Here is a 25,694-nt window from a genome sequence, read left to right as displayed (position 1 = left end):
CGCCCGACATCATGCGATCGCGGGCAAGCGCGCTCCTACAGAAGTTCGGCAGCACAAGTACGCGTGCCAACACTCGATTTACGGAGATGTTTGAGATGGCTGTTCCAGATGATCGTGCTGCACCTGCTTCCGTGATCGAGCGGCGTTCGATCGATTACATCCCTGATGCCGAACGACACGGACGTCTGTTCAGCCAGTTCACCCTCTGGCTGGGCGCCAACCTGCAAATCACCGCGATCGTCACCGGGGCGCTGGCCGTAGTGCTGGGCGGCGATGTGTACTGGTCGCTGATCGGGCTTTTCATCGGACAGCTCATCGGCGGCGGCGTCATGGCGCTCCACGCGGCACAAGGCCCGAAGCTCGGCCTGCCGCAGATGATTTCCAGCCGGGTGCAGTTCGGCGTCTATGGCGCGGTGATTCCGCTGGTGCTGGTGTGCCTGATGTACATCGGCTTTTCCGCCAGCGGCTCGTTGCTCGCAGGGCAAGCAGTGGCGCAACTGATCAACGTGCCGGACTGGCAGGGCGTGGTGATCTTCGCCGCCGCCATCGTGGTACTGACCATTCTGGGCTACCGGGTCATCCACCTGATCGGCCGGGTCGCCAGCCTCATCGGCGTGATCGCTTTCGTCTACCTGTTCGCCGCGCTGCTGGCGGGCAATGACGTTGGCGCGTTGCTGGGCAACAAGCACTTCTCGCTGAGCAGCTTCCTGCTGGCGATTTCCCTGTCGGCGTCCTGGCAGATCGCCTTTGGCCCTTACGTGGCGGACTACTCGCGCTATCTGCCGCGCAGCACATCGGCCGGCAAAACCTTCTGGGCGGTGGGCCTGGGTTCGGTGATCGGCGCGCAGGCGTCCATGGTCTTCGGCGTGTTCGCGGCGGCGCTGGCCGGCAAGAACTTTGCCCATCATGAGGTTTCGTTCATCGTCGGCCTCGGCGGAACCGGCGCGGTCGCGGCAGCGCTGTATTTCAGCATCGCGTTCGGCAAGGTGACCATCACCACGCTCAACGCCTACGGCAGCTTCATGTCCATTGCCACCATCGTCAGCGGCTTTCGCGGCAACCGGCACATCTCCAGCGCGCTGCGGCTGACGTACATCTTCGCCATGGTCGGCATTGCCACGGCCTTGGCGCTGCTGGGCAAGGACTCGTTCCTCAAGGACTTCTCGGCCTTCATCCTGTTTCTGCTGGCGTTCTTCACACCGTGGAGCGCGATCAATCTGGTGGACTTCTACTGCATCACCAAAGAACGCTACGACATCCCGGCGCTCTCGGACCCGAACGGTCGCTATGGCCGCTGGAACGGGATGGGGATCGGGATTTACGTGCTGGGCGTGCTGATTCAGATGCCGTTCATCTCTACGCACTTCTACACCGGGCCGCTGGTGGCGAGCCTTGATGACACCGACATCTCGTGGATCATCGGCCTCATCGTGCCTGCTGTGCTGTACTACGTGGCGGCGAAGAGGTGGCCGGGCAACGTGGCCGATCGCCTGATCCTGCCAACGGACGCCGAGGCGCCTCAGACAAGCCGCGCCGTTGCACCTGCGCACATCGCGGTGAACTGACCGTTCGTCATGCACGTCTGTTGCAGGGGGCATGCTGGAGAGAGAAGCGGGACGAGGCCGACAAGTGCCTCTCCCCTTGGCTGGAAGCCGTCTGTTTTCGTTACTGCCGTCATCCACTAAAAGACCGGAGCGTCACTCAATGAACACGAAAAAGGCCCTGCTATCCACGTTGCTCACCGCGGGCGTGCTCGCCAGTGGCGCCAGTCAGGCGGCGGGATGGTGTGAGTCCGGCAAGCCGGTGAAATTCGCCGGCCTGAACTGGGAAAGCGCAATGCTGCTGACCGACGTGCTGCAAGTTGTGCTGAACAAGGGCTACGGCTGCGAAGTGGACAGCCTGCCGGGCAACTCCATCACCATGGAAAACGCCCTGAGCACCAATGATATTCAAGTGTTTGCCGAAGAATGGGTCGGCCGCAGCGAGGTCTGGAACAAGGCTGAAGCCGCCGGCAAAGTGGTCGGCGTCGGCTCACCGGTGAAGGGTGCGGTGGAAGGCTGGTACGTGCCGCGTTACGTGATTGAAGGCGATGCCAAGCGCAAGCTGGAAGCCAAGGCACCGGACCTCAAGTCCATCGCCGATCTAGGCAAATACGCAGCCCTGTTCAAAGACGCCGAAGAACCGGAGAAAGGCCGTTTCTATAACTGCCCGGCCGGCTGGACCTGCGAGCTGGAAAACAGCGAGATGCTGAAAAGCTATGGCCTGGAAAGCAAATACACCAACTTCCGCCCTGGCACCGGCCCGGCGCTGGATGCGGCGATTCTGTCCAGCTACAAGCGTGGCGAGCCGATCCTGGCGTACTACTGGTCGCCGACCCCGCTGATGGGCCAGGTGGACATGGTGCGTCTGGAAGAGAAAGCCGGCGTGAACAAGACCATCGAGATCAAGGTCGGCCTGTCCAAGGCGTTCCACGAACAGGCGCCTGAGCTTGTATCGGTGATGGAGAAGGTCAACATCCCGATCGACCTGCTCAACCAGAATCTGGCGCGCATGACCAAGGAGCGTATCGAGTCGCCGAAGCTGGCGAAGATCTTCCTCAAGGAACACCCGGAAGTGTGGCATCAGTGGGTAAGCGAGGATGCGGCGAAGAAGGTGGATGCCTCTCTCTGACAGGCACCGCTGTCTGTAGGAGCGTGGCTTGTCCCGCGATCGGCCGGGAACCGGTCGTAGATAAGCCGAATGCGGTATGTCAGACACACCGCAGCGTTTGATTTTGCTGCCGCTTCGCGGCAGATCGCGGGACAAGCCACGCTCCTACAGGAACCAGGCCGCCACTCTAAACATCGAGATAACGATATGTTCCCCGAAAGCTTCACGTTCTCCATCGCCGACTGGGTCAATGACTGGGTCGACAAGCTGGTCACCAACTACGGCGACGTGTTCCGGCACATCTCCGACACGCTGCTGTGGGCCATCGTCAAGCTCGAAGGCCTGCTGCGCGTTGCGCCGTGGTGGCTGTTGCTGGCCATCGTCGGCCTGATCGCCTGGCACGCGACCCGCAAGATCACCACCACAGTCGTCATCGTCGGCCTGCTGTTCCTGGTCGGGGCCGTGGGCCTGTGGGACAAGCTGATGCAGACCCTGGCGCTGATGCTGGTGGCCACGCTCATTTCGGTAATCATCGGCATACCGCTCGGCATTCTGTCGGCGCGCAGCAATCGCCTGCGTTCGGTGCTGATGCCGTTGCTGGACATCATGCAGACCATGCCCAGCTTCGTGTACCTGATTCCGGTGCTGATGCTGTTCGGCCTGGGCAAGGTCCCGGCGATTTTCGCCACCGTCATCTACGCCGCGCCGCCGCTGATTCGCCTGACCGATCTGGGCATTCGTCAGGTCGACGGCGAGGTCATGGAAGCGATCAACGCCTTCGGCGCCAACCGCTGGCAGCAACTGTTCGGCGTGCAACTGCCGCTGGCCCTGCCGAGCATCATGGCCGGGATCAACCAGACCACGATGATGGCGCTGTCGATGGTGGTGATCGCCTCGATGATCGGTGCCCGCGGTCTGGGCGAAGACGTGCTGGTCGGCATTCAGACCCTCAACGTCGGACGCGGCCTGGAAGCGGGCCTGGCCATTGTCATTCTGGCGGTCGTGATCGACCGCATTACGCAGGCCTACGGCCGTCCACGGCATGAGGCGAACAAATGAGCGTCGAGATAATTAATCCAGCGAACTCGGGCGGCCCAGACAGTGCGGTGAGCCCGGACGGCAAAATCGTCGTCAAGAACGTGTACAAAATCTTCGGCAACCGCGCCAAGGATGCACTGGCGATGGTCCAGCAGAATCAGAGCAAGGATCAGGTGCTGGCGCAGACCGGCTGCGTGGTCGGCGTGAACGACCTGTCGCTGTCCATCTCCAGCGGCGAGATCTTCGTGATCATGGGCCTGTCAGGTTCCGGCAAATCGACCCTGGTGCGCCATTTCAATCGCCTGATCGACCCCACCAGCGGCGAGATTCTGGTCGATGGCGAGAACATCCTGACTTACGACATGGAAGCGCTGCGCAACTTCCGTCGGCACAAGATCAGCATGGTGTTCCAGAGCTTCGGCCTGCTGCCGCACAAGACCGTGATCGACAACGTCGCCTACGGCCTGACCGTTCGTGGCGAAAGCAAAGCGCAATGCGCCGAGCGCGCGCAGCACTGGATCACCACGGTGGGCCTGAAGGGCTACGAGAAAAAGTACCCCCATCAGCTCTCCGGCGGCATGCGTCAGCGTGTCGGCCTGGCACGGGCGCTGGCGGCTGACACCGACATCATCCTGATGGACGAAGCGTTCAGCGCGCTCGATCCGCTGATCCGCGCCGAGATGCAGGACCAGTTGCTGGAGCTGCAATCGAACCTGAAGAAGACCATCGTTTTCATCACCCACGACCTCGACGAAGCCGTGCGCATCGGCAATCGCATTGCGATTCTCAAGGACGGTCGGCTGATCCAGGTCGGGACACCGAAAGAAATCCTCTACTCGCCTGCCGACGATTACGTTGATCGTTTCGTGCAGCGGCGCGTGGCGACTCTCTAAGGACGCCGTGGTCATGTCGCGAGCAGAACAGATCATCATCGGCGAAGGCCCGCTCAGTTGGCGGGATGTGACCGCCGTGGCCCGTCATGGCGCGACGCTGTCGTTGTCCGAGGGCGCGTGGGCGCGCATCGACAATGCCCAGGCGATCGTGCAGCGCATCGTTGCCAGCGGGGAGCGCGCCTATGGCGTGAACACCGGCCTCGGCGCGCTGTGCAACGTGTCGCTGGCGGGCGAGCAACTGGGTCGACTGTCGCGCAACACCTTGCTCAGCCATGCCTGCGGCGTTGGCCCGGCGTTACCGGACGAGCAGACTCGCGCGATCACCTGCGCCGCGATCATCAACTACAGCCAGGGCAAGTCCGGGATTCACCGTCAGGTGGTCGAGGCCTTGCTCGCTCTGCTCAATCGACGCATCACGCCACAAGTGCCGTCCCAGGGTTCAGTGGGTTACCTCACACACATGGCGCACATCGGCGTCGCGCTGCTCGGCGTGGGTCAGGTCAGTTATCGCGGGCAAGTCATGTCGGCGTTGCAGGCACTCAGCGAAGAAGGCCTGTCGCCGGTGGAGCTGGGGGCCAAGGACGGTCTGTGCCTGGTCAACGGCACGCCGTGTATGACCGGACTCAGCTGCCTGGCGATTGCCGACGTCAATCGCCTGATGCAGTGGGCGGACGTGATCAGCGCCATGACCTTCGAGGGTCTGCGCGGCCAGCTCGACGCCTTCGACGAAACCATCATCGCGCTCAAGCCGCACCCCGGCATGCAACAGGTCGGCAAAAACCTGCGCGGCCTGCTCGCCGGCAGTGAAGTGCTCGCCAACAGTCAGGGCATTCGCACCCAGGACGCCTTGAGCATCCGCTCGATCCCGCAGGTCCACGGCGCCACCCGCGACCAGCTGGCCCACGCCACACGGCAGATCGAGATCGAGCTCAACTCGGCCACCGACAACCCGCTGCTGCTCGGCACACCCGACGCGTATCGCGTTGTCTCCCAGGCCAACCCCCACGGCCAATCCGTGGCGATGGCCGCTGACTTGCTGGCGATTGCCATGGCCGAACTGGGCTCGATTGCCGAGCGACGGCTGGACCGGCTGATCAACCCGACGGTCAGCGGCCTTCCGGCGTTTCTGGTCAGCCAGCCGGGGGTCAACTCCGGGATGATGATCACCCAATACGTCGCCGCCTCGCTGTGCGCGGAAAACCGCCAGCTGGCACAACCGGCGGTCATTGATAACTACGTGACGTCTGGCCTGCAGGAGGATCATCTGAGCATGGGCACCAGCGCCGCCCTGAAGCTGCACAAGGTGCTGGAGAACGTGACGCAGATCCTCGCCATCGAGTATTTGCTGGCCGCCCAGGCGTTCGAATTTTTCAAGGGGCCGCGCTTTGGCGTCGGCACCGAAGCGGCATGGCGTCTGCTGCGCGAGCGCGTACCGGCCTACGACGAAGACCGCTGGCTGGCCCCGGACATCGCCAGCAGCGTGACCCTGCTGAAGAACGAAGAGTCATTGGAAACCGTATTCCAGCGTTGCCGCGACTATGCGGCAGACGCTCACCCCGACACCGACAACAACGGTCGCAGCGCAAGCGCCCCCCGCGCAGGACAGGCAGGAGCCGGTTCAGCGCAGACGACCGATACCCATTCAGGAGTAGCAGCATCGTGACCGACACCCATCAGGCGACCCCGCTGAATCTGATCCCCGGCCAGTTGACCCTCGCCCAACTGCGCGCGATCTACCAGCGGCCCGTTAGGCTGACACTCGACGGCAGCGCCAATCGGCAGATCGAAGACAGCGTGGCCTGCGTCGAGCAGATCCTCGCCGAAAACCGGACCGCATACGGCATCAACACCGGTTTCGGTCTGCTGGCCTCGACGCGCATCGCCAGCGCCGATCTGGAAAACCTGCAGCGCTCGCTGGTGCTGTCCCACGCCGCGGGCGTTGGCGGGCCGATCAGCGACGAGCTGGTCCGTTTGATCATGGTGCTCAAGGTCAACAGCCTCAGTCGGGGCTTCTCCGGGATTCGCCGTCAGGTCATCGACGCGCTGATCGCCCTGATCAACGCCGAGGTTTACCCACACATCCCGCTCAAGGGTTCGGTCGGCGCCTCCGGCGACCTCGCACCATTGGCGCACATGTCGCTGGTGTTGCTGGGCGAAGGCAAGGCGCGCCACAAGGGCGAATGGCTGAACGCCGTGGAAGCCCTGGCGATTGCCGGGCTCACGCCGCTGACGCTGGCGGCCAAAGAAGGCCTGGCACTGCTCAACGGCACGCAAGTGTCGACGGCGTACGCGTTGCGCGGCCTGTTTGAAGCGGAAGACCTCTTCGCGGGTGCCCTGAGCTGTGGCGCGCTGACCGTTGAAGCCGTGCTCGGCTCCCGCGCGCCCTTCGACGCGCGCATTCATGCGGCACGGGGTCAGCGCGGCCAGATCGATTCGGCTGCGGCCTATCGCGATCTGCTCGGCGAGGGCAGTCAGGTTTCCGATTCCCACCGCGACTGCGACAAGGTTCAGGACCCCTACTCCCTGCGCTGCCAGCCCCAAGTCATGGGCGCCTGCCTGACCCAACTGCGTCAGGCCGCCGAAGTGCTGGCAATCGAATCCAACGCGGTGTCAGACAACCCGCTGGTGTTCGCGGCCGAAGGCGAAGTCATTTCCGGCGGTAACTTCCACGCCGAACCCGTTGCCATGGCGGCCGACAACATTGCCCTGGCCATCGCTGAAATCGGCTCGCTGAGCGAACGCCGCATCTCGCTGATGATGGACAAGCACATGTCCCAGCTGCCGCCGTTCCTGGTGGCCAACGGCGGGGTTAACTCGGGTTTTATGATCGCTCAGGTCACCGCGGCAGCGCTGGCCAGCGAAAACAAGGCACTGTCCCATCCGCACAGCGTCGACAGCCTGCCAACCTCCGCCAACCAGGAAGACCACGTGTCGATGGCGCCGGCCGCTGGCAAGCGCTTGTGGGAAATGGCGGAGAACACGCGCGGCGTGCTGGCTGTAGAATGGCTGGCTGCGTGTCAGGGTCTGGACTTGCGCAACGGTCTGAAGACCTCGGAAAAACTGGAAATCGCCCGCACCACGCTGCGCGGCAAAGTCCCGTTCTACGAGAAAGACCGCTTCTTCGCCCCTGATATCGAGGCCGCCATCGAGCTGCTGGCTTCCAACTGCCTGAGCGACCTGGTTTCTGCTGACCTGCTGCCGAGCTTCTGATCGGGACAGGCCGGGATGGCCTGTCGTTGAAATGAGGATGTAAGCGCAATGATTTTGTAGGAGCGCGCTTGCCCGCGATTGCGGTGTGTCAGCTACGGATGTGCTGACTGATACACCGAATTCGCGGGCAAGCGCGCTCCTACAGGGATGTGCGCAGCTCTCGTTTCGCAGCAAAAAGTAAGACTAGGAACGTGTGAAATGACATCGCAAAACGCTACAGATCTGAAACGCGGGCTCAGCGCTCGCCACATTCGCTTCATGGCGCTGGGCTCGGCCATTGGCACCGGGTTGTTCTACGGCTCCGCGTCGGCTATCAAGCTGGCCGGTCCCGCCGTTCTGCTGGTGTACATCATCGCCGGCGCTGCGGTTTACATGGTCATGCGCGCCTTGGGCGAGATGGCCGTGCGCAACCCGGTGTCCGGCTCGTTCGGCGAGTACGCCACCACGTATCTGGGTCCGCTCGCAGGGTTTGTCCTCGGCTGGACCTACGCCTTCGAGATGGTCATCGTCTGCCTGGCCGACGTCACCGCCTTCGGCATTTACATGGGCTTCTGGTTTCCAGAGGTGCCACGCTGGATCTGGGTGCTCGGCATCGTCTTTCTGATCGGCGCGCTCAACCTGTGCAGCGTCAAGGTGTTCGGTGAAACGGAGTTCTGGCTGTCGCTGCTCAAGGTCGGCGCGATCATCGCGATGATCCTCGCAGGCTTCGGCATCATGCTGTTCGGCATCGGCTCGGACTCGGGCGGCGGCGTCAGCAGCGTGAGCAATCTGTGGGCCTACGGCGGCTTCATGCCCAACGGCATCGGCGGCCTCGTGGCCTCGCTGGCGGTGGTGATGTTCGCTTTCGGCGGCATCGAAATCATCGGCATCACCGCCGGTGAAGCACGCAACCCGGAGCGCGTGATTCCCCGCGCGATCAACGCGGTGCCGCTGCGGATTCTGCTGTTTTACGTGCTCACGCTGTTCGTCCTGATGTCCCTGTATCCATGGCAGCAGATCGGCAGCCAGGGCAGCCCGTTCGTCCAGATCTTCGATCACCTGGGGATTTCCTCGGCAGCCACCGTCCTCAACATCGTGGTCATCACCGCGGCCGTCTCGGCAATCAACAGCGACATCTTCGGCGCCGGACGCATGATGTACGGCTTGGCGAAACAAGGTCAGGCACCCAAGGGTTTTGCTCAGTTATCCGCTCAGGGCGTGCCGTGGATGACCGTGCTGGTGATGGGCGTCGCGCTGCTCTGCGGCGTCGTGCTGAATTACCTGATCCCTGAAAACGTGTTCCTGCTGATCGCCTCGATTGCGACCTTCGCGACGGTCTGGGTGTGGCTGATGATTCTGGTCACGCAGATCGCCATGCGCCGCTCGATGAGCGCAGAGGAAGTCGCCCAGCTGAAATTCCCGGTACCGTTCTGGCCAGTCGCGCCGATTGTTGCCACGTTGTTCATGGTGTTCGTATTCGGCGTGCTGGGTTATTTCCCGGACAGCCAGGCCGCGCTGGTGGTGGGAGCGGTGTGGATTGGCTTGCTGGTGGTGGCGTACTGGATCTGGGTGAAGCCGAAGCAGAACCTGATAAAGGCCACATCAAACAGCTGACGCAAAACGTGTAGGAGCCGGCTTGCTGGCGAACGCTCTGAATCACGGCAGTTTCCGTTGAATGACGCATCCGGTTCGACAGCAAGCCGGCTCCTGCGGTGCGTGTCTGAGGCAGGATCGATTTTTTCTCTGGAGGTACTGATGAAAACGCTCTGGCACCACTGTCACGCAGCAACCATGGCGAACGGCACGTACTCGATCATCGAGGACGCCGCCATCGTGACCGATGCAGCGCAGATCGGCTGGATCGGTCCTCTCCGAGACCTGCCGGACCAGGGCGACATCAAGCGCGTCGACCTGAATGGCGCGTGGGTGACGCCCGGCCTGATCGATTGCCACACCCACACCGTGTTCGGCGGTAACCGCAGCGGTGAGTTCGAACAGCGCTTGCAGGGCGTCAGCTACGCGGAGATCGCCGCAGCGGGCGGCGGCATTGCCAGCACCGTACGCGCCACTCGCGCCGCCAGCGAAGAAGAACTCTACGCCAGCGCCGAACGTCGTCTGCTGCACCTGCTCAGGGACGGCGTCACCACGATCGAGATGAAATCCGGCTACGGCCTGGACCTCGCCAGCGAACGTAAAATCCTGCGGGTGATTCGCCAACTGGGTGAAAACCTGCCGGTCACCGTGCGCAGCACCTGCCTCGCCGCCCATGCCCTGCCCCCCGAATACAAAGACCGCTCCGACGACTACATCGCCCACATCTGCAGCGAAATGCTGCCCGCGCTGGCGGCTGAAAATCTGGTGGATGCGGTCGATGCCTTCTGCGAATACCTGGCGTTCTCGCCGGCCCAGGTCGAACAGGTGTTCATCACCGCAGGCCAGTTGGGCCTGCCGGTCAAGCTGCACGCCGAGCAGTTGTCTTCGCTGCACGGCTCAAGTCTGGCGGCGCGTTATCAGGCGCTGTCGGCTGACCACCTGGAGTTCATGACCGAAGAGGACGCCATCGCGATGGCGGCGTCAGGCACGGTCGCGGTGTTGCTGCCGGGGGCGTTTTATTTCCTGCGCGAGACGCAGTTGCCGCCCATGGATGCCCTGCGCAAACACGGGGTGAAGATCGCTATTTCCACCGACCTCAACCCGGGCACATCGCCGGGCTTGTCGCTGCGATTGATGCTCAACATGGCTTGCACGCTGTTCCGCATGACGCCGGAAGAAGCCCTGGCCGGCGCAACCCTCCACGCGGCTCAAGCGCTGGGCATGGCCGAGACCCATGGTTCGCTGGAAGTGGGCAAGACGGCGGATTTCGTCGCCTGGCACATCGAACGGCCCTCCGATCTGGCCTACTGGCTGGGCGGCGATCTGGAAAAACGCGTCGTGCGTCATGGCGTGGAACGCACTCTCTAATCAGGGGAATACTGTGGACAAGGTTCTGAGTTTCACGCGCGGTCGCGTACCGCTGTTGATCAGCATGCCGCACCCGGGACTGCACCTGACGCCCGCCGTGCGGGACGGTCTGGTGGACGAGGGGGTGAGCCTGCCGGACACCGACTGGCACATTCCGCGCCTTTACGATTTCGCGAATGAATTGGGTGCCAGCGTGCTGTCGGCCGAGTATTCACGCTTCGTCATCGACCTCAATCGCCCCTCAGACGACACGCCGCTGTACGCCGGCGCGACCACCGGGCTGTTCCCCTCGACGCTGTTCGAAGGCGATCCGTTGTTCAAGGAAGGCTTGGCGCCGAGCAAGGAAGAACGCGCGACTTATCTGGAGAATATCTGGACGCCGTATCACGAGACGCTGCGCAGCGAGCTCGAACGCCTGCGCGCCGAGTTCGGTTATGCGCTGCTGTTCGATGCGCACTCCATTCGTGGGCACATTCCGCATCTGTTCGACGGTCGGCTGCCGGACTTCAACCTTGGCACGTTCAACGGTGCGAGCTGTGATGAAGCGCTGGCCCGGCGTCTGGATAGCGCGTGCGCGGCGGCGAAGAACTACAGCCATGTGCTCAACGGGCGCTTCAAGGGCGGCCACATCACTCGCCACTACGGCAACCCGGCCAACCATGTCCACGCGGTGCAGCTGGAATTGGCCCAGAGCACGTACATGGACGAGTTCGTGCCGTTCCACTACCGCCCGGATCTGGCGGAGCCGACGCAGTTGGTGTTGAAAGGGCTGCTGGAAGAAATGATCGCGTGGGGGCGTGAGACGTACGGGAAGTAACACCGCGTCTGCCAACAGCGTACGCGGCGGAAATGGACTTCTGATGCCCGGACAGCGGGTCTGAATTTGTAGGAGCCGGCTTGCTGGCGAATGCACTGGGTCAGTCGACGAAGCAAGTGACTGGCCTGACGCGTTCGCCAGCAAGCCGGCTCCAACAAAGGCTGCGGCACGTCCGATTGCAACATCGACCCTGTCGCGGGCGCGAGCTTGGCAACATGCCCGGTTACCTCTTCAGCAACCGCAATCCATTGGCCACCACCAGCAGACTCACGCCCATGTCGGCGAAAACCGCCATCCACATGGTCGCCATCCCGGCGAAGGTCACCGCCAGAAAGATCAGCTTGATCACCAGTGCCAGCGCAATATTCTGCTTGAGCACCGCCGCCGTGTCCCGCGACAGGCGGATAAACGTCGGGATCTTGCGCAGATCATCGTCCATCAGCGCCACGTCGGCGGTTTCGATGGCGGTGTCCGTCCCCGCCGCCGCCATGGCAAAACCGATCTCCGCCCGGGCCAGCGCCGGCGCATCGTTGATGCCGTCGCCGACCATGCCCACCCGGTGGTTCTTCGCGTACAGGGCTTCAATGGCTTGCAGCTTGTCGGTCGGCATCAGATTGCCCTGGGCTTGATCGATGCCCACCTGAGCGGCGATGGCCTTGGCCGTGTGCGGGTTGTCGCCCGTCAGCATCATCGTCTTCACGCCCAGCGCATGCAGTTGCTCGATGGCCTCGCGGCTGCTGTCCTTCACCGTGTCGGCCACCGCGAACAACGCCAGCGGGCCGGAGGCGTCGAACAGCAGGACCACGGTTTTGCCCTGGCTTTCCAGTGCTTCGAGTTGCGCTTCCAGTTCCGGCGAGCAATACCCGGCGTCATGCACCAGACGATGATTGCCCAAGTGATACAAACGCCCTTGCACTTCGCCTTTCACGCCAAGCCCTGCGAGGGCTTCGAACGCCTCAACCGGCAGCCGGGTGCCGTCCTGCGCCGCCTTGGCAATGGCTTGAGACACCGGGTGATCCGAGCGACCGGCCAGGCTCGCCGAGATCGCCAGCGCCTGCTCGCCCAGTGAGGTATCGAGCAATACGTAATCGGTCTGCACCGGCTTGCCGTGGGTGATGGTGCCGGTCTTGTCGAGGGCCAGGTAATCGAGCTTATGCCCCATTTCCAGGTAAACGCCGCCCTTGACCAGGATGCCTTTGCGCGCTGCCGCCGCCAGGCCGCTGACAATCGTCACCGGGGTGGAAATCACCAGCGCACACGGGCACGCGACCACCAGCAGCACCAGCGCGCGGTAGATCCAGTCGAACCACGCCGCGCCCATGAACAGCGGCGGGATGATCGCGATCGCGAGCGCCAGCGCAAACACGGCGGGCGTGTAGATTTTCGAAAAGCTGTCCACGAAACGCTGGGTCGGCGCGCGCGCACCTTGGGCCGCCTCGACGGCATGGATGATCCGCGCCAACGTTGAGTTGTTGGCAGCGGCGGTCACCTTGTATTCCAGCGAACCGGCCTGATTGATCGTGCCGGCAAAAACCTTGTCGCCCACAGTTTTCTCGACCGGCAGGCTTTCACCGGTGATCGGCGCTTGATCGATGCTCGACTGGCCAGCAACCACTTCACCGTCCAGCCCGATGCGCTCGCCCGGTTTAACCCGGACGACGCTGCCCAGCGCAATATCCTTGACCTCAACCTCAAGCCACTCGCCGTTCTGCTGCACGGTCGCGGTTTCCGGCGTCAGCTGCATCAGGCCGCCGATGGCGTTGCGGGCACGGTCCAGCGACTTGGCTTCAATCAGCTCGGCGACGGTGAACAGAAACATCACCATCGCCGCTTCTGGCCACTGCCCGATCAGCACCGCGCCGGTCACAGCGATACTCATCAGCGCATTGATATTCAGGTTGAAGTTTTTCAGGGCGATCCAGCCCTTTTTGTAGGTAGTCAGGCCGCCGCTGAAAATGGCAATCAGCGCGACGATGGCAACGACCCACGTCGGCGCAGCGTTGGTGAAGTGAATGACTTCCGCAGTCAACGCAGCGACACCCGACAACGCCAACGGCCACCACGGCTTGTTGGCGGGCGGCAGCGACGCGGTTTCCTTGTCAGCGCCCTCTTCGATCAAGTCCGCCTGCATGCCCAGCGAGCCAATGGCTTCACGGATAGGATCGGTAGACGGCAACTCGTGCCACACGCCCAGCACGCGGTTGATCAGGTTGAATTCAAGCTTCTGAATGCCCTTCATCTTGCCGAGCTTGTTCTGGATCAGCGTCTGCTCGGTGGGGCAGTCCATGGCTTCGATGCGGAAGCTGCTGAGCTGGCCGTCTGCGTCTGACGCGCCATCGATGGTCACGACGGAGGGTGCGCTGTCGTGGGAGCAGCAGGCGTGGGCAGCGTGGTCGTGTTTGTGCACGGGCGTGAGTTTGGCTTGCCCGTGGTCGTGACCGGCGTGATCGTGGTCAGCGTGGTCATGGGCCGAATGGTCATGCCCATCGTGCTCGTGCTCGGCATGGTCGTGCGCGTCGTGGGCAGGCTTGTGCGGGGAAGATGTGTGTACAGAGTCACTCATGGATTGAGTCTCTAAATGTGCGTGTTGCCAAGTGAACACCCTGTAGCCACTATAGGGTCAAGCGTCCTATTGAGATCTTGCGCATGAACCCTTCATTTAAAATCGGCGAACTGGCAAAACTCACGGAATGTCCGGTGGAAACCATTCGGTACTACGAGCGCGAGGGTCTGCTCAGCGAACCCGCGCGCAGCGAAGGCAACTACCGTTTGTACACTCAGGAACACGTCGAACGACTGACCTTCATCCGCAATTGCCGAAGCCTGGATATGACGCTGGACGAAATCCGCAGCCTGCTGGCCCTGCGCGACAGTCCGCGGGATCAGTGCGAGAACGTCAACGCGCTGATCGACGAACACATCCAGCACGTGAACGCCCGCGTCGCGAGCCTGCAAGCGCTGCAGGAGCAACTGGTGGACCTGCGCCAACGCTGCAGCGAAGGCGCACCGGATCACTGCGGGATTCTGGATCGACTGGAACTCAGCGGAAGTGTCGTGACCGCAGACGTCGAACACTCCCATGTCGGGCGCAGCCATGGGCATTGATGAGCAGCGAAGGACGGCCAGACGCCTATAGCCATCCCGATCGCTCTTGGATGCTACAGCTAACGCGGATCTGTAGGAGCCGGCTTGCTGGCGAACCCATTGCATCAGTCGACATCCCCGCTTCAGGCCAATTGCGTTCGCCAGCAAGCCGGCTCCTACGGATTTGTGTACGACACAGATCCGTGCAATGGCCCGAACCCAGCGTACGCCCGCTTAAACCGCACTCATGAAAAAGCCCCCGGCCTCATCAGCCGGGGGCTTTGCGTTCAGCGATGATCAGGCGTTGTGAATACGCTCAACCGCCGCCGCCACACCAATCCCGTACTCGGGGTCGGCCATCGAGCAATGTTCGATGTGCAGCTGAATGATCGGCGCCGACACGCCGCGCAGCGAGCGGGCGGTGTTGTCGAACAGTGACTGCTTCTCCCGGGCGTTCATCAGGCGGAACAGGTTGCCCGGCTGCGAGTAGTAGTCGCCATCCACGCGATGGTTCCAGTGAGCGGCTGCGCCTTCGATGGACAGCGGCGGCTCTCTGAAATCCGGCTGTTCCTGAAACGCGCCCTTGGTGTTCGGTTCGTAAGAGGTCATGCCGCCACGGTTGCCGTCAATACGCATCAAGCCGTCGCGGTGGTAGCTGTTCACGTGCAACGCCGCTCGCGGTGAGTTCACCGGGATCTGATGATGGTTGACGCTCAAACGGTAGCGTTGGGCATCGCCGTAGGAAAACAGCCGACCTTGCAGCATTTTGTCCGGCGAGAAGCTGATGCCGGGCACCACGTTGGAAGGCGCAAATGCCGCCTGCTCAACGTCAGCGAAGTTGTTCTCCGGGTTGCGGTTCAGCTCGACAACGCCCACTTCAATCAGCGGATAGTCGCCTTTCGGCCACACCTTGGTCAGGTCGAACGGGTTGATCGGGTACGAGCCTGCCTCCTTCTCCGGCATGATCTGCACAAACAGCTTCCAGCGCGGGAAGTTGCCCTGCTCGATGTTTTCGTACAGATCGCGGTGATGGGACTCGCGGTCACGGCCGACCAGTTCCTGCGCTTCGGCGTCGGTCAGGTTGGCGATGCCTTGCTGCGAGACAAAGTGGAATTTGACCCAGAACCGCTCGTGCTGGGCGTTGAGGAAACTGTAGGTGTGGCTGCCGAAACCGTGCATTTCGCGGTAGCTGCGAGGGATGCCGCGCTCGCTCATGACCACGGTCACCTGGTGCAGCGCTTCCGGCAGTTGAGTCCAGAAATCCCAGTTATTTTCGGCACTGCGCATGCCGGTGCGCGGGTCGCGTTTGACGGCGTGGTTCAGGTCGGGAAACTTCATCGGGTCGCGCAGGAAGAACACCGGTGTGTTATTGCCGACCATGTCCCAGTTGCCTTCCTCGGTGTAGAACTTGAATGCGAAGCCGCGAATATCCCGCTCGGCATCGGCTGCGCCACGCTCACCGGCAACGGTGGAGAAACGGGCGAACATTTCAGTGGTCTTGCCGATCTCGGAAAAGATTTTCGCGCGAGTGTAGCGAGTGATGTCATGGGTGACGGTGAAGGTGCCAAATGCGCCGGAGCCCTTGGCGTGCATGCGACGCTCCGGGATAACTTCACGATCGAAATGGGCGAGCTTCTCGAGGAACCAGACATCCTGCAGCAGCGCGGGGCCATGGGGGCCGGCGGTCTGGATATTCTGGTTGTCGACTACAGGGGCGCCGAAAGCGGTCGTGAGTTTGTTGCTCATGGGTGTTTCTCCACAAAGGGTCTGGCGGGCAACCTCTGTTGAGGTCGCCCTTTGTCTGTCCGATGGGGAGAACGATAGGGAAATGGACGCGCTTTAGCTCATTGTCACTGCGCACTGGGGAGATAGAGGTTTTCAATCGCTTATCGCTTGCTCAATAGTCTCCGCTCATGAACGGATTATTACGCCAATCTGGAACCAGATTCTGCCCGAATGGGCGTAGGAGCGCGCTTGCCCGCGAATGCGGTGTGTCAGGCAACGTCACAGCACTGACAGATCGCATTCGCGGGCAAGCGCGCTCCTACAGGTTCAGCGAACGGGCCGGATCGGCGACTAGACAGCCACTGGCGCCTTGATGCTCGGATCGGCGTCATAACCCACGATCTCGAAATCTTCGAATCGGTAGTCGTAGATGCTCTCCGGGCGACGCTTGATGTTCAGCTGCGGCAACTGTCGTGGCGTACGGGTCAGCTGCGTCGCGATCTGCTCTTCGTGATTGGAATAGGCGTGGGTATCGCCCAGGCTGACGATGATCTCGTGGGGGATCAGGTCGCATTGCTGAGCCAGCATGTGGGTCAGCAGCGCCAGCGCAGCGATGTTGTACGGCAGGCCGAGGAAGACATCGGAACTGCGGATGTACAACTGCATGGACAGCTTGCCGTCGGCCACAAAGGCCTGGTAAAGCAGATGGCAGACCGCGAGGGCCTGGCGTCCGGCCTTGACGTTCTCCTGGGGCGACAGCTTCTCGTCCGGCAGGTATTCGGTATTCCAGCCGTGGAACAGGATGCGGCGGCTGTTCGGGTTGTTTTTCAGGCAGTCGACCATGTAATCGATCTGGTTGATCTTGCCGCCGTCCTTGGTCGGCCAGCCGGTCCACTGCGCGCCATACACCGGGCCGAGGTCGCCGTCTTCGGTGGCCCACTCGTCCCAGATGGTCACGCCGTTCTCGTTCAGCCATTTGGTGTTGGTGTTGCCGCTGAGCATCCAGATCAGTTCGTTGGCGATGCTCTTGAAGTGCAGCTTCTTGGTGGTCAGCAGCGGGAAGCCATCGGCCAGGTTGTGGCGAATCTGCCGACCGAACACGGCCGTGGTGCCGGTCCCGGTGCGGTCGCCCTTGCGGGTTCCGTTGTTGATGACGTCCTGCAGCAGTTCAAGGTATTGCTTCATGACCAGAGGCCCTCTGTTTCGGTGAATCCGCCGAACCCTTCAGGCCCGGCGTTCAGCAGATGTACCCGGCGCGTCACGCTGCAGCGTTGTTGGCAGCGGGCGCGCGGTGGTAGGCAAGCCAGATCAGCACCAGACCGCCAATGATCATCGGCAGGCTGAGGATCTGCCCCATGGTGACCCAGCCCCAGGCGAGATAACCCAGCTGGGCGTCCGGCACGCGGACGAATTCCACCACGAAGCGGAAGATGCCGTAGAACAGCGCGAACATGCCGGAAACCGCCATGGTCGGGCGCGGCTTGCGCGAGTAGAAATAAAGAATGACGAACAAGGCCACACCTTCCAGCGCGAACTGGTAGAGCTGCGACGGATGGCGCGGCAGTTGCGCAGGATCGCTATAGGGCGGGAACACCATGGCCCAGGGCAGATCGGTCGGCTTGCCCCACAGTTCAGCGTTGATGAAGTTGCCAATGCGCCCGGCGCCCAGACCAATCGGCACCATGGGCGCGATGAAGTCCATGAGCTGGAAGAATGACTTGCCGTTGCGCTTGCCGAACCAGTACGTCGCGATCATCACGCCGATGAAGCCGCCGTGGAACGCCATACCGCCCTTCCACACTTCAAAGATCAGCAGCGGGTTGGCGATGTAGTTGGGCAGATCGTAGAACAGCACGTAGCCCAGCCGTCCACCGACGATGACGCCCATGGCGACCCAGAAAATCATGTCCGAGAGCTTTTCTTTGGTCCACGTCGGGTCAAAGCGATTAAGGCGACGGGATGCCAGGTACCAGGCACTGCCGATGCCGACCAGGTACATCAGGCCGTACCAGTGAATTTGCAGCGGACCGATGGCCACGGCTACCGGGTCAATCTGCGGGTAAGGCAGCATTGCGACTCCTTGAAATAGAAGCGCTCATTGAGCGACGAAGCAGAACTATGCGGCGGCGGTAGCAGGTGGTGCCACCCAATAATGATGAAACTTGGTGCAAGAGCGACCGCGTTGGCAAACCCGCACGCCGACGATGTCGCCACGGCTGGCGCGGACATCTCTCAAAAACAGTGCGGCATGTTACCGGACCGCGCCGATCCGCTCTAGCAGAGTGCGATGGATGTCGGCGTGCGGGGTGGGTAAAGTGGCTCAAAAAGGAGTCATCCATGTGCCTTATCGTCTTCGCGTGGCGACCGTCGCACCCTCAGCCGCTGATTCTGGCGGCCAATCGTGACGAGTTCTACGCCCGTCCTACTCTGCCGCTGGCGCAGTGGGAAGACGCGCCGCAGGTGTATGCCGGGCGCGATCTAGAAGCGGGTGGGACGTGGCTGGGGATCAATGCTGACGGACGATTCGCAGCGCTGACCAATATCCGCGAGCCGGGCAAGCCGCCCGGCCGTCGTTCGCGGGGCGAATTGGTTGCTGGTTTTTTGAGCAGCGATGTGTCCATGGATGAGTATCTGAGCGACACCGCGACTCGGGCGACGGAGTACGGCGGGTTCAACTTGCTGGTGGGTGATCGTCACCAGTTGCATTTCCTCAATGCGAACGATCCGACACCCCTTCGCCTGGAAGCAGGCGTTTACGGGGTGTCCAACGCCGGCCTCGACACGCCGTGGCCAAAGCTGGTGAAAGCCAAAGCCGCCCTGTCCGAACAACTGCACACTCCTGATCCCGAAGCGCTGTTTGGTTTTCTTGCCGATCACGGGCCTGCGCCAGAGGCTGAACTGCCGAACACCGGCGTGGGGCTTGCGACGGAAAAGTTGCTGTCGAGCGTGTTCATTGCCAGCCCCAATTACGGCACGCGGGCGAGCACGGTGTTGCTGGTTAATGGGGACGGCAGCCGGCGCCTGATCGAGCGCAGCTTCGGGCCGTATGGCGGGAGATTGGGAGAGGTGGACCTGCAGATTTAACCGGCATCAGGTTTTGTGGGACCGGATTTAGCCGGGAAAGCGGCAGGCGTTACACCGCACAGACACAGATGTAACTGACATACCACGATTTCTCTGTAGGAGCCGGCTTGCTGGCGAACCGTGTGTGTCAGGCACCATCAGTGTCGCTGAATAATCGCATTCGCCAGCAAGCCGGCTCGTAAAGACCATAGGCAGCCATCAAGATCGGTACTGAGTCAGCCAGCCCTCAATGCCCCTTCACCGACCCCGGATTGATCATCCGCGACAGGCCCAGATTCCTCAGCGCCAGTTGCAACGAGCTGCTGATGACTTGCGGGTTGTCGTTCTTCATCAGTTGGGCCAACAGGTCCTTGGCCATGCTCAGGTTGATCTGACGCAGCATCCACTTCACTTTCGGCAGGTTGGTGGCGTTCATTGACAGGCTGTCGAAGCCCATCGCCATCAGCAGCACCGCCGCCGCAGGATCACCGGCCATTTCGCCGCAAATGCTAACCGGCTTGCCTTCGGCGTGGGCATCGCGCACCACGCTCTGCAAGGCCTGGAGCACCGCCGGGTGGAGGTAGTCGTACAAATCCGCCACGCGCGGGTTGTTGCGGTCGACCGCCAGCAAATACTGGGTCAAGTCGTTTGAGCCGACAGACAGGAAATCCACCTGGCGCGCCAGCTCACGGGTCTGATAGACCGCCGCCGGCACTTCAATCATCACGCCCACCGGCGGCATCGGCACGTCAGTGCCTTCATCGCGCACTTCGCCCCATGCCCGGTGGATCAGGTGCAGCGCCTCTTCGGTTTCGTGGGTGCCGGAGATCATCGGCAGCAGAATCCGCAGGTTGTTCAAGCCCTCACTGGCCTTGAGCATGGCGCGGGTCTGCACCAGGAAGATTTCCGGGTGGTCCAGCGTGACGCGAATACCGCGCCAGCCGAGGAACGGGTTGTCTTCCTTGATCGGGAAGTACGACAGCGACTTGTCGCCGCCAATGTCCAGCGTTCGCATCGTCACCGGTAACGGGTGGAACGCCGCCAGTTGCTCACGGTAGATAGCGAGCTGTTCCTTTTCGCTCGGGAACCGCTGCTGAATCATGAACGGCACTTCGGTGCGGTACAGGCCAACGCCTTCCGCGCCTCGCTGTTGCGCACGGGCCACGTCTGCCAGCAGACCGGTATTGACCCACAGCGGCATGCGGTGACCGTCGAGGGTCACGCACGGCAACTCACGGAGCGCGTCGAGGCCCTGAGAGAGCTGACGCTCCTCTTCGACGACGACGGAGTACTGCTTGATAAGAATCTCGGAGGGGTTGGTGAAGACCTCGCCGTGGTAGCCGTCGACGATCAGCTGGATGCCGTCGACTTTCGAGTACGGCAGGTCCACCACGCCCATGACCGTGGGAATCCCCATGGCCCGGGCCAGAATGGCGACGTGGGAGTTACCCGAGCCGAGTACCGAAATCAGGCCCACCAACTTGCCTTCCGGCACCTCGCCGAGCATGGCGGGCGACAGCTCTTCGCTGACCAGAATGGTGTTGTCGGGGTAGACCAGTGTTTGCTGACGCGCTTCCTGAAGGTAGGCGAGCAGACGGCGACCCAGGTCTTTGACGTCCGATGCGCGCTCACGCAGGTAGGCGTCGTCCATCAGCTCGAAGCGTTTAACGTGTTCGTTGACCACCGAACGCAACGCGCCCTGGGCCCACTGGCCGGTCTTGATGACGTTGGTGACTTCGCTGCCCAGTGACGCATCGTCGAGCATCATCAGGTACACATCGAACAGCGCGCGCTCTTCAGGACGCAATTGTGTCGCCAACTTCGCCGAAAGGGTGCGCATGTCATTGCGCACGCCTTCAAGGGCGGTCTGGAACAGTTTGAGTTCAGCGGTAATATCAGTGACGGTTTTGTCCGGCACGACTTCGAGGTCAGCCGGCGGCAGCATGACCAGCGCGGTGCCGACGGCAGCACCCGGTGAACCCGGCACGCCGACGAATCGGGCTTCCTGAATGCCCTTGCCCTGCCGGCCTAAGCCGCGGATGGAGCCGGTAGCTTCCGCATGGGCGATAACGCCGGCGAGCTGCGCGCTCATCGTCACAAGGAAGGCTTCTTCGCCCTCGTCGAACTGACGGCGCTCCTTTTGCTGGATGACCAAAACGCCCACTACCCTGCGGTGGTGGATGATCGGCGCACCGAGAAACGAGGCGTAGCGCTCTTCGCCGGTTTCCGCAAAGTAGCGATAGCGAGGGTGATCGGCGGCGTTTTCGAGGTTCAGCGGTTCTTCACGCGTACCGACCAGACCTACGAGGCCCTCGTTCGGGGCCATGCTCACCTTGCCGATCGAGCGCTTGTTCAGGCCTTCGGTGGCCATCAGCACGAAGCGATTCGCTTCAGGATCGAGCAGATAGACCGAGCAGACCTGGCTGCTCATGGCCTCTTTTACGCGCAATACAATAATGCCCAACGCCGCCTTGAGATCCTTGGCGGAGTTAACTTCCTGGACGATCTTGCGCAGCGTATTGAGCATGGCTCGGGGTCGAACTCCGTGTCAGTCGCGCGCCAACAGGCGCGGGGCAAGCTCTTTGAGTGCGCGGCGATATACTTCGCGCTTGAATGTCACCACCTGGCCCAACGGGTACCAATAACTGACCCAACGCCAGCCATCGAACTCCGGTTTGCCGGTCAAATCCATCCGCACCCGCTGCTCGTTGGAGATCAGGCGCAGGAGAAACCATTTTTGCTTCTGGCCGATGCACAGCGGCTGGCTGTGGGTACGGACCAGTCGTTGCGGCAGACGATAGCGCAACCAACCCCGGGTGCAGGCAAGAATTTCAACATCATGCCGTTCCAGCCCGACTTCTTCATTCAATTCACGGTAAAGCGCGTCTTCCGGGGTCTCCTGAGGGTTGATACCCCCTTGCGGAAACTGCCAGGCGTCTTGATTGATGCGCCGAGCCCATAAGACCTGGCCAGCATCATTTGTCAGAATTATCCCGACATTAGGGCGAAAACCATCGGGGTCGATCACGGCCACAACCTCGCAAACGCATGTCGCCGCATTGTTCCACAAAGATCGTGAAGGCAGCAACGAGGCTGGGACAGCTTATCGTGACAACTGCATTAATAGATGCGATCTCTTAGGCAAACCTCGTATTCTTGTGCTCTTTTTTCTGATAATTCAGCGAGTAAAGCCCATGCGCCTGGCCCTGTTCGACCTCGACAACACCCTTCTCGGCGGCGACAGCGACCACGCCTGGGGCGATTACCTGTGCGAACGCGGCATCCTGGACGGCGCTGCTTACAAGGCGCGCAACGATGCTTTCTATCAGGACTATCTGGCTGGCACGCTGAACCTGACCGACTACTTGAATTTCAGCCTGGAGATTCTCGGCCGCACTGACATGGCGCAGCTCGACGAATGGCACCGGGAATTCATGCGCGACTGCATCGAGCCCCTGATCCTGCCGAAGGCCATGGCCCTCATCGCCAAGCACCGCGACGCTGGCGACAAGCTGGTGGTGATCACCGCGACCAACCGTTTCGTGACCGCACCGATCGTGGCAAGGCTGGGCATCGACACGCTGCTGGCGACCGAGTGCGAGATCGTCGACGGCCGCTACACCGGGCACACCACCGACGTGCCATGCTTTCGTGAGGGCAAGGTCACCCGCTTGAATCGCTGGATCGAAGAAAACGGCTTCAACCTGGATGACAGCTGGTTCTACAGTGATTCGATGAACGATTTGCCACTGCTGGAGCAGGTGGCGAACCCGGTGGCGGTCGATCCTGATGAGAAGCTGCGCGCCGAAGCCACCCGTCGCGGCTGGCCGGTGATTTCACTGCGCGATTGAAAAGCCTTCGCGGGCAAGCTCATTTCTACAAGTCACCGCGCCTCTGTAGGAGCGCGCTTGCCCGCGAAAAAATGGGTCAGGCAACCCCAATCCATGGTCTGCCTCTGGTGTCACTGCGAAATGAGGTTTAAACCGGTTTGGCACCCATCAGACCGGCAATCGCCACGAAGCAGACGACGCTGAAGATAGCCAGCGCCAGGGTGAAGCGGGAGTTGCCGACGATGACCGGCCGGCGCAGACGGTTGACCCTCACCGCCAGCCAGGCCCAGCTCAAGGCGCCGAAGAGATACAGTACGCTCGCCGCCAGCAGCCAGGTCTGCCCCAGCGGCCAGCCGGCGTAGTGCACCAGCCACCAGCCGCTGATCGGCAGGGTCAGCAGGCATACGCCCATCAGCACCCAGACGAATGCCCACGGCCGTTGCATGGCGCGGTTCTGCACCGTCGCATCGCCCGCCCGGCGGCCGCGAACGATCCACACGATCAGCCCCAGCGCGCAGATGAACAGCAGGACCGTGCTGACGACGTGCAGGATTTTCAGTGCAGCGAAGTGTTCCATTGTGTTCGTGTCCCTGTTTATGGCGGTGTTTGAAGATTAGCAGCCGGTTGTATGTCGCCGCCGCTGTTGATCCTGTAGGAGCGTGGCTTGTCCCGCGATCTGGCGCGAAGCCGCAGCCCATGAGCGACCTTGCTTCTTCAGTCCGGAGACCGCATGCACCGTATTGCTGCCGGTTCCCGGCAGATCGCGGGACAAGCCTCGCGCCTACAGGTCCGGGCATGAACCGCTGAAGTCAGCAGTGTCAGTCTTCGGAGCTCACCCCAAAAACAGCTTGTACGCCGGGTTCTTCGTTTCGTCCCAGTATGGATAACCAATCTCCGCCAACGCCTGCGGCACCAGATGCCGCTCGTCTTCCGGCACCACCAACCCCGCCACCACTCGACCATCCGCCGCGCCGTGGTTGCGATAGTGGAACATCGAAATATTCCACTTCCCACCCAGTTTGTTCAGGAAGTTGAACAGCGCACCTGGCCGCTCCGGGAATTCGAAGCGCAGCACCACCTCATCGCTGACCCGCTCCGAATGCCCACCCACCATGTGCCGCAGGTGCAGCTTGGCCAGTTCGTTGTCGGTCAGGTCGAGCACCGGGAAACCCTGTTCCGTCAGACTCGCGATCAGGGCCTTGCGAGGGTCGGTGTCGGGGTGAGTCTGCACGCCGACGAAGATGTGCGCCTCGCGGTCAGTGTGGTAGCGGTAGTTGAATTCGGTGATCTGTCGTTTGCCAATCGCCTCGCAGAAGGCTTTGAAGCTGCCCGCCTGTTCCGGAATGGTCACGGCAATGATTGCCTCGCGGCCTTCGCCCAGTTCAGCGCGCTCGGCGACATGGCGCAAGCGGTCGAAGTTGACGTTGGCGCCAGAGTCGATGGCCACAAACGTCTGCCCGGTGACTTCGTACTGTTCGGTGTACTTCTTGATCCCGGCCACGCCCAGGGCGCCGGAGGGTTCAGTGATCGAGCGGGTGTCGTCGTAGATGTCCTTGATCGCCGCGCAGATTTCATCGGTGCTGACGGTGATGACTTCGTCAACGTAGTCCTTGCAGATCTCGAAGGTGTACTGACCGATCTGCGCCACCGCCACACCGTCGGCAAACAGCCCGACCTGCTGCAGCACCACGCGCTCGCCGTAGGCCATGGCCTGTTGCAGGCAGTTTGAATCGTCCGGTTCGACGCCGATCACCTTGATCTCCGGGCGCAGGTATTTCACGTACGCCGCAATGCCGGCAATCAACCCGCCACCACCGACCGGCACGAAGATCGCATCCAGTGGCCCCTGGTGCTGACGCAGGATTTCCATCGCCACCGTGCCTTGCCCGGCAATGGTGTCAGGGTCGTCGTACGGGTGAACGTAGACGTAGCCGTGTTCCTCAACCAGCTTCAGCGAATACGCCAGCGCCTCGGGAAACGAATCGCCATGGAGTACGACTTTTCCGCCCCGGGAGCGCACGCCTTCGACTTTGATCTCGGGGGTGGTCTTCGGCATCACGATGGTCGCCGACACGCCCAGCGTCTTCGCCGCCAGCGCCAGGCCTTGGGCATGATTGCCCGCCGATGCCGTCACCACGCCCCGCGCCAGCTCTTCCGGGCTCAGCTGCGCCAGCTTGTTGTAGGCGCCACGAATCTTGAAGGAGTACACCGGCTGCAGGTCTTCGCGCTTGAGCAGCACATTGTTGCCCAAGCGCGCAGACAGCTGGCGGGCGGCGTGCAGCGGGGTTTCCACGGCAACGTCGTAGACGCGGGAATTGAGGATCTTTTTGACGTAGTGCTCGAGCATCGGGGAAGAATCGCTGGCGAAGGGGCAAGACCCGGAAGTCTACCCCTCGCCCCGGCGCACGACCACATCAAGACTCAGGCTTTGACCACGGCATGTCG

At 61.9% G+C, this 25,694-nt stretch carries 20 protein-coding genes; 12 read left to right on the top strand and 8 right to left on the bottom strand.

Annotated features, from left to right (window positions below; genetic code table 11):
- Positions 1 to 95 precede the first annotated feature (95 nt).
- From ACQKEN_RS01760 to hutG, 9 genes are all read left to right on the top strand, one after another.
- The gene (locus tag ACQKEN_RS01760) at positions 96 to 1,565 is read left to right on the top strand and encodes a purine-cytosine permease family protein (RefSeq protein ID WP_427683212.1); all 1,470 of its coding nucleotides are present in this window, start codon (positions 96 to 98) and stop codon (positions 1,563 to 1,565) included.
- A 139-nt stretch (positions 1,566 to 1,704) separates the two neighbouring features.
- A complete protein-coding gene (locus ACQKEN_RS01755) occupies positions 1,705 to 2,670 on the top strand; it encodes an ABC transporter substrate-binding protein (RefSeq protein WP_065986702.1) in 966 nt (321 codons plus the stop codon).
- Positions 2,671 to 2,856: 186 nt separating this feature from the next.
- Positions 2,857 to 3,708 (top strand): ABC transporter permease, encoded by an 852-nt coding sequence (locus ACQKEN_RS01750; RefSeq protein WP_074890829.1) that lies wholly within the window; start codon positions 2,857 to 2,859, stop codon positions 3,706 to 3,708.
- The gene (locus ACQKEN_RS01745) at positions 3,705 to 4,580 is read left to right on the top strand and encodes a quaternary amine ABC transporter ATP-binding protein (RefSeq protein ID WP_427683210.1); all 876 of its coding nucleotides are present in this window, start codon (positions 3,705 to 3,707) and stop codon (positions 4,578 to 4,580) included. The genes ACQKEN_RS01750 and ACQKEN_RS01745 overlap by 4 nt, the downstream gene beginning before the upstream one ends.
- A gap of 13 nt (positions 4,581 to 4,593) precedes the next feature.
- Entirely contained in the window at positions 4,594 to 6,243 is a 1,650-nt protein-coding gene (gene hutH / locus ACQKEN_RS01740; RefSeq protein WP_427683209.1) for a histidine ammonia-lyase, read from the top strand.
- Entirely contained in the window at positions 6,240 to 7,790 is a 1,551-nt protein-coding gene (hutH, locus tag ACQKEN_RS01735) for a histidine ammonia-lyase (protein ID WP_427683207.1), read from the top strand. The genes hutH (ACQKEN_RS01740) and hutH (ACQKEN_RS01735) overlap by 4 nt, the downstream gene beginning before the upstream one ends.
- A gap of 198 nt (positions 7,791 to 7,988) precedes the next feature.
- Positions 7,989 to 9,383, top strand: a complete 1,395-nt coding sequence (locus ACQKEN_RS01730; protein WP_427683205.1) for an amino acid permease — start codon at positions 7,989 to 7,991, stop codon at positions 9,381 to 9,383.
- A 141-nt stretch (positions 9,384 to 9,524) separates the two neighbouring features.
- Positions 9,525 to 10,730 carry an imidazolonepropionase gene (gene hutI, locus ACQKEN_RS01725; RefSeq protein WP_427683203.1) on the top strand — a complete coding sequence of 402 codons (1,206 nt, stop codon included), beginning with the start codon at positions 9,525 to 9,527 and terminating at the stop codon, positions 10,728 to 10,730.
- A 13-nt stretch (positions 10,731 to 10,743) separates the two neighbouring features.
- On the top strand, positions 10,744 to 11,547 hold the full coding sequence (gene hutG, locus ACQKEN_RS01720) for an N-formylglutamate deformylase (protein ID WP_427683201.1): 804 nt from the start codon (positions 10,744 to 10,746) through the stop codon (positions 11,545 to 11,547).
- 223 nt (positions 11,548 to 11,770) lie between these two features.
- Here hutG and ACQKEN_RS01715 read toward each other — a convergent pair whose 3' ends face one another.
- Positions 11,771 to 14,110, bottom strand: coding sequence for a heavy metal translocating P-type ATPase (locus ACQKEN_RS01715; RefSeq protein ID WP_427683199.1), 2,340 nt, complete (start codon positions 14,108 to 14,110; stop codon positions 11,771 to 11,773).
- 83 nt (positions 14,111 to 14,193) lie between these two features.
- Between ACQKEN_RS01715 and cadR the strand changes: the two genes are divergently transcribed.
- The gene (gene cadR, locus ACQKEN_RS01710; RefSeq protein ID WP_427683197.1) at positions 14,194 to 14,652 is read left to right on the top strand and encodes a Cd(II)/Pb(II)-responsive transcriptional regulator; all 459 of its coding nucleotides are present in this window, start codon (positions 14,194 to 14,196) and stop codon (positions 14,650 to 14,652) included.
- Positions 14,653 to 14,928: 276 nt separating this feature from the next.
- On the opposite strand, the gene ACQKEN_RS01705 is transcribed toward cadR, so the two are convergent.
- The 3 genes from ACQKEN_RS01705 to lgt all read right to left on the bottom strand — a co-directional run bounded on the left by ACQKEN_RS01705 (position 14,929) and on the right by lgt (position 18,427).
- Complete coding sequence (locus tag ACQKEN_RS01705) at positions 14,929 to 16,377, bottom strand: catalase (protein ID WP_369306926.1); 1,449 nt, start codon at positions 16,375 to 16,377, stop codon at positions 14,929 to 14,931.
- Positions 16,378 to 16,707: 330 nt separating this feature from the next.
- Entirely contained in the window at positions 16,708 to 17,541 is an 834-nt protein-coding gene (locus ACQKEN_RS01700) for a thymidylate synthase (RefSeq protein ID WP_074889717.1), read from the bottom strand.
- Positions 17,542 to 17,614: 73 nt separating this feature from the next.
- Entirely contained in the window at positions 17,615 to 18,427 is an 813-nt protein-coding gene (gene lgt / locus ACQKEN_RS01695) for a prolipoprotein diacylglyceryl transferase (RefSeq protein WP_427683195.1), read from the bottom strand.
- Between the two features lie 266 nt (positions 18,428 to 18,693).
- On the opposite strand from lgt, the gene ACQKEN_RS01690 reads away from it, so the two are divergent.
- The gene (locus ACQKEN_RS01690) at positions 18,694 to 19,440 is read left to right on the top strand and encodes an NRDE family protein (RefSeq protein ID WP_427683193.1); all 747 of its coding nucleotides are present in this window, start codon (positions 18,694 to 18,696) and stop codon (positions 19,438 to 19,440) included.
- A 226-nt stretch (positions 19,441 to 19,666) separates the two neighbouring features.
- Here ACQKEN_RS01690 and ptsP read toward each other — a convergent pair whose 3' ends face one another.
- Complete coding sequence (ptsP, locus tag ACQKEN_RS01685; RefSeq protein ID WP_065986723.1) at positions 19,667 to 21,946, bottom strand: phosphoenolpyruvate--protein phosphotransferase; 2,280 nt, start codon at positions 21,944 to 21,946, stop codon at positions 19,667 to 19,669.
- Positions 21,947 to 21,967: 21 nt separating this feature from the next.
- Entirely contained in the window at positions 21,968 to 22,447 is a 480-nt protein-coding gene (locus tag ACQKEN_RS01680) for an RNA pyrophosphohydrolase (RefSeq protein ID WP_062379340.1), read from the bottom strand.
- A 166-nt stretch (positions 22,448 to 22,613) separates the two neighbouring features.
- Between ACQKEN_RS01680 and ACQKEN_RS01675 the strand changes: the two genes are divergently transcribed.
- Positions 22,614 to 23,270, top strand: coding sequence for an HAD family hydrolase (locus tag ACQKEN_RS01675; protein WP_427683190.1), 657 nt, complete (start codon positions 22,614 to 22,616; stop codon positions 23,268 to 23,270).
- A gap of 127 nt (positions 23,271 to 23,397) precedes the next feature.
- Here ACQKEN_RS01675 and ACQKEN_RS01670 read toward each other — a convergent pair whose 3' ends face one another.
- On the bottom strand, positions 23,398 to 23,826 hold the full coding sequence (locus ACQKEN_RS01670; RefSeq protein ID WP_427683188.1) for a DUF2269 family protein: 429 nt from the start codon (positions 23,824 to 23,826) through the stop codon (positions 23,398 to 23,400).
- 255 nt (positions 23,827 to 24,081) lie between these two features.
- The gene (ilvA, locus tag ACQKEN_RS01665; RefSeq protein WP_108235527.1) at positions 24,082 to 25,596 is read right to left on the bottom strand and encodes a threonine ammonia-lyase, biosynthetic; all 1,515 of its coding nucleotides are present in this window, start codon (positions 25,594 to 25,596) and stop codon (positions 24,082 to 24,084) included.
- Between the last annotated feature and the right edge of the window lie 98 nt (positions 25,597 to 25,694).

Source organism: Pseudomonas sp. NPDC078416, from assembly GCF_050268485.1.
In the GTDB taxonomy this organism is placed as follows: domain Bacteria; phylum Pseudomonadota; class Gammaproteobacteria; order Pseudomonadales; family Pseudomonadaceae; genus Aquipseudomonas.
Note: the sequence above shows the minus strand (reverse complement) of the source record. Positions and strands in the feature narration are given on the sequence as shown.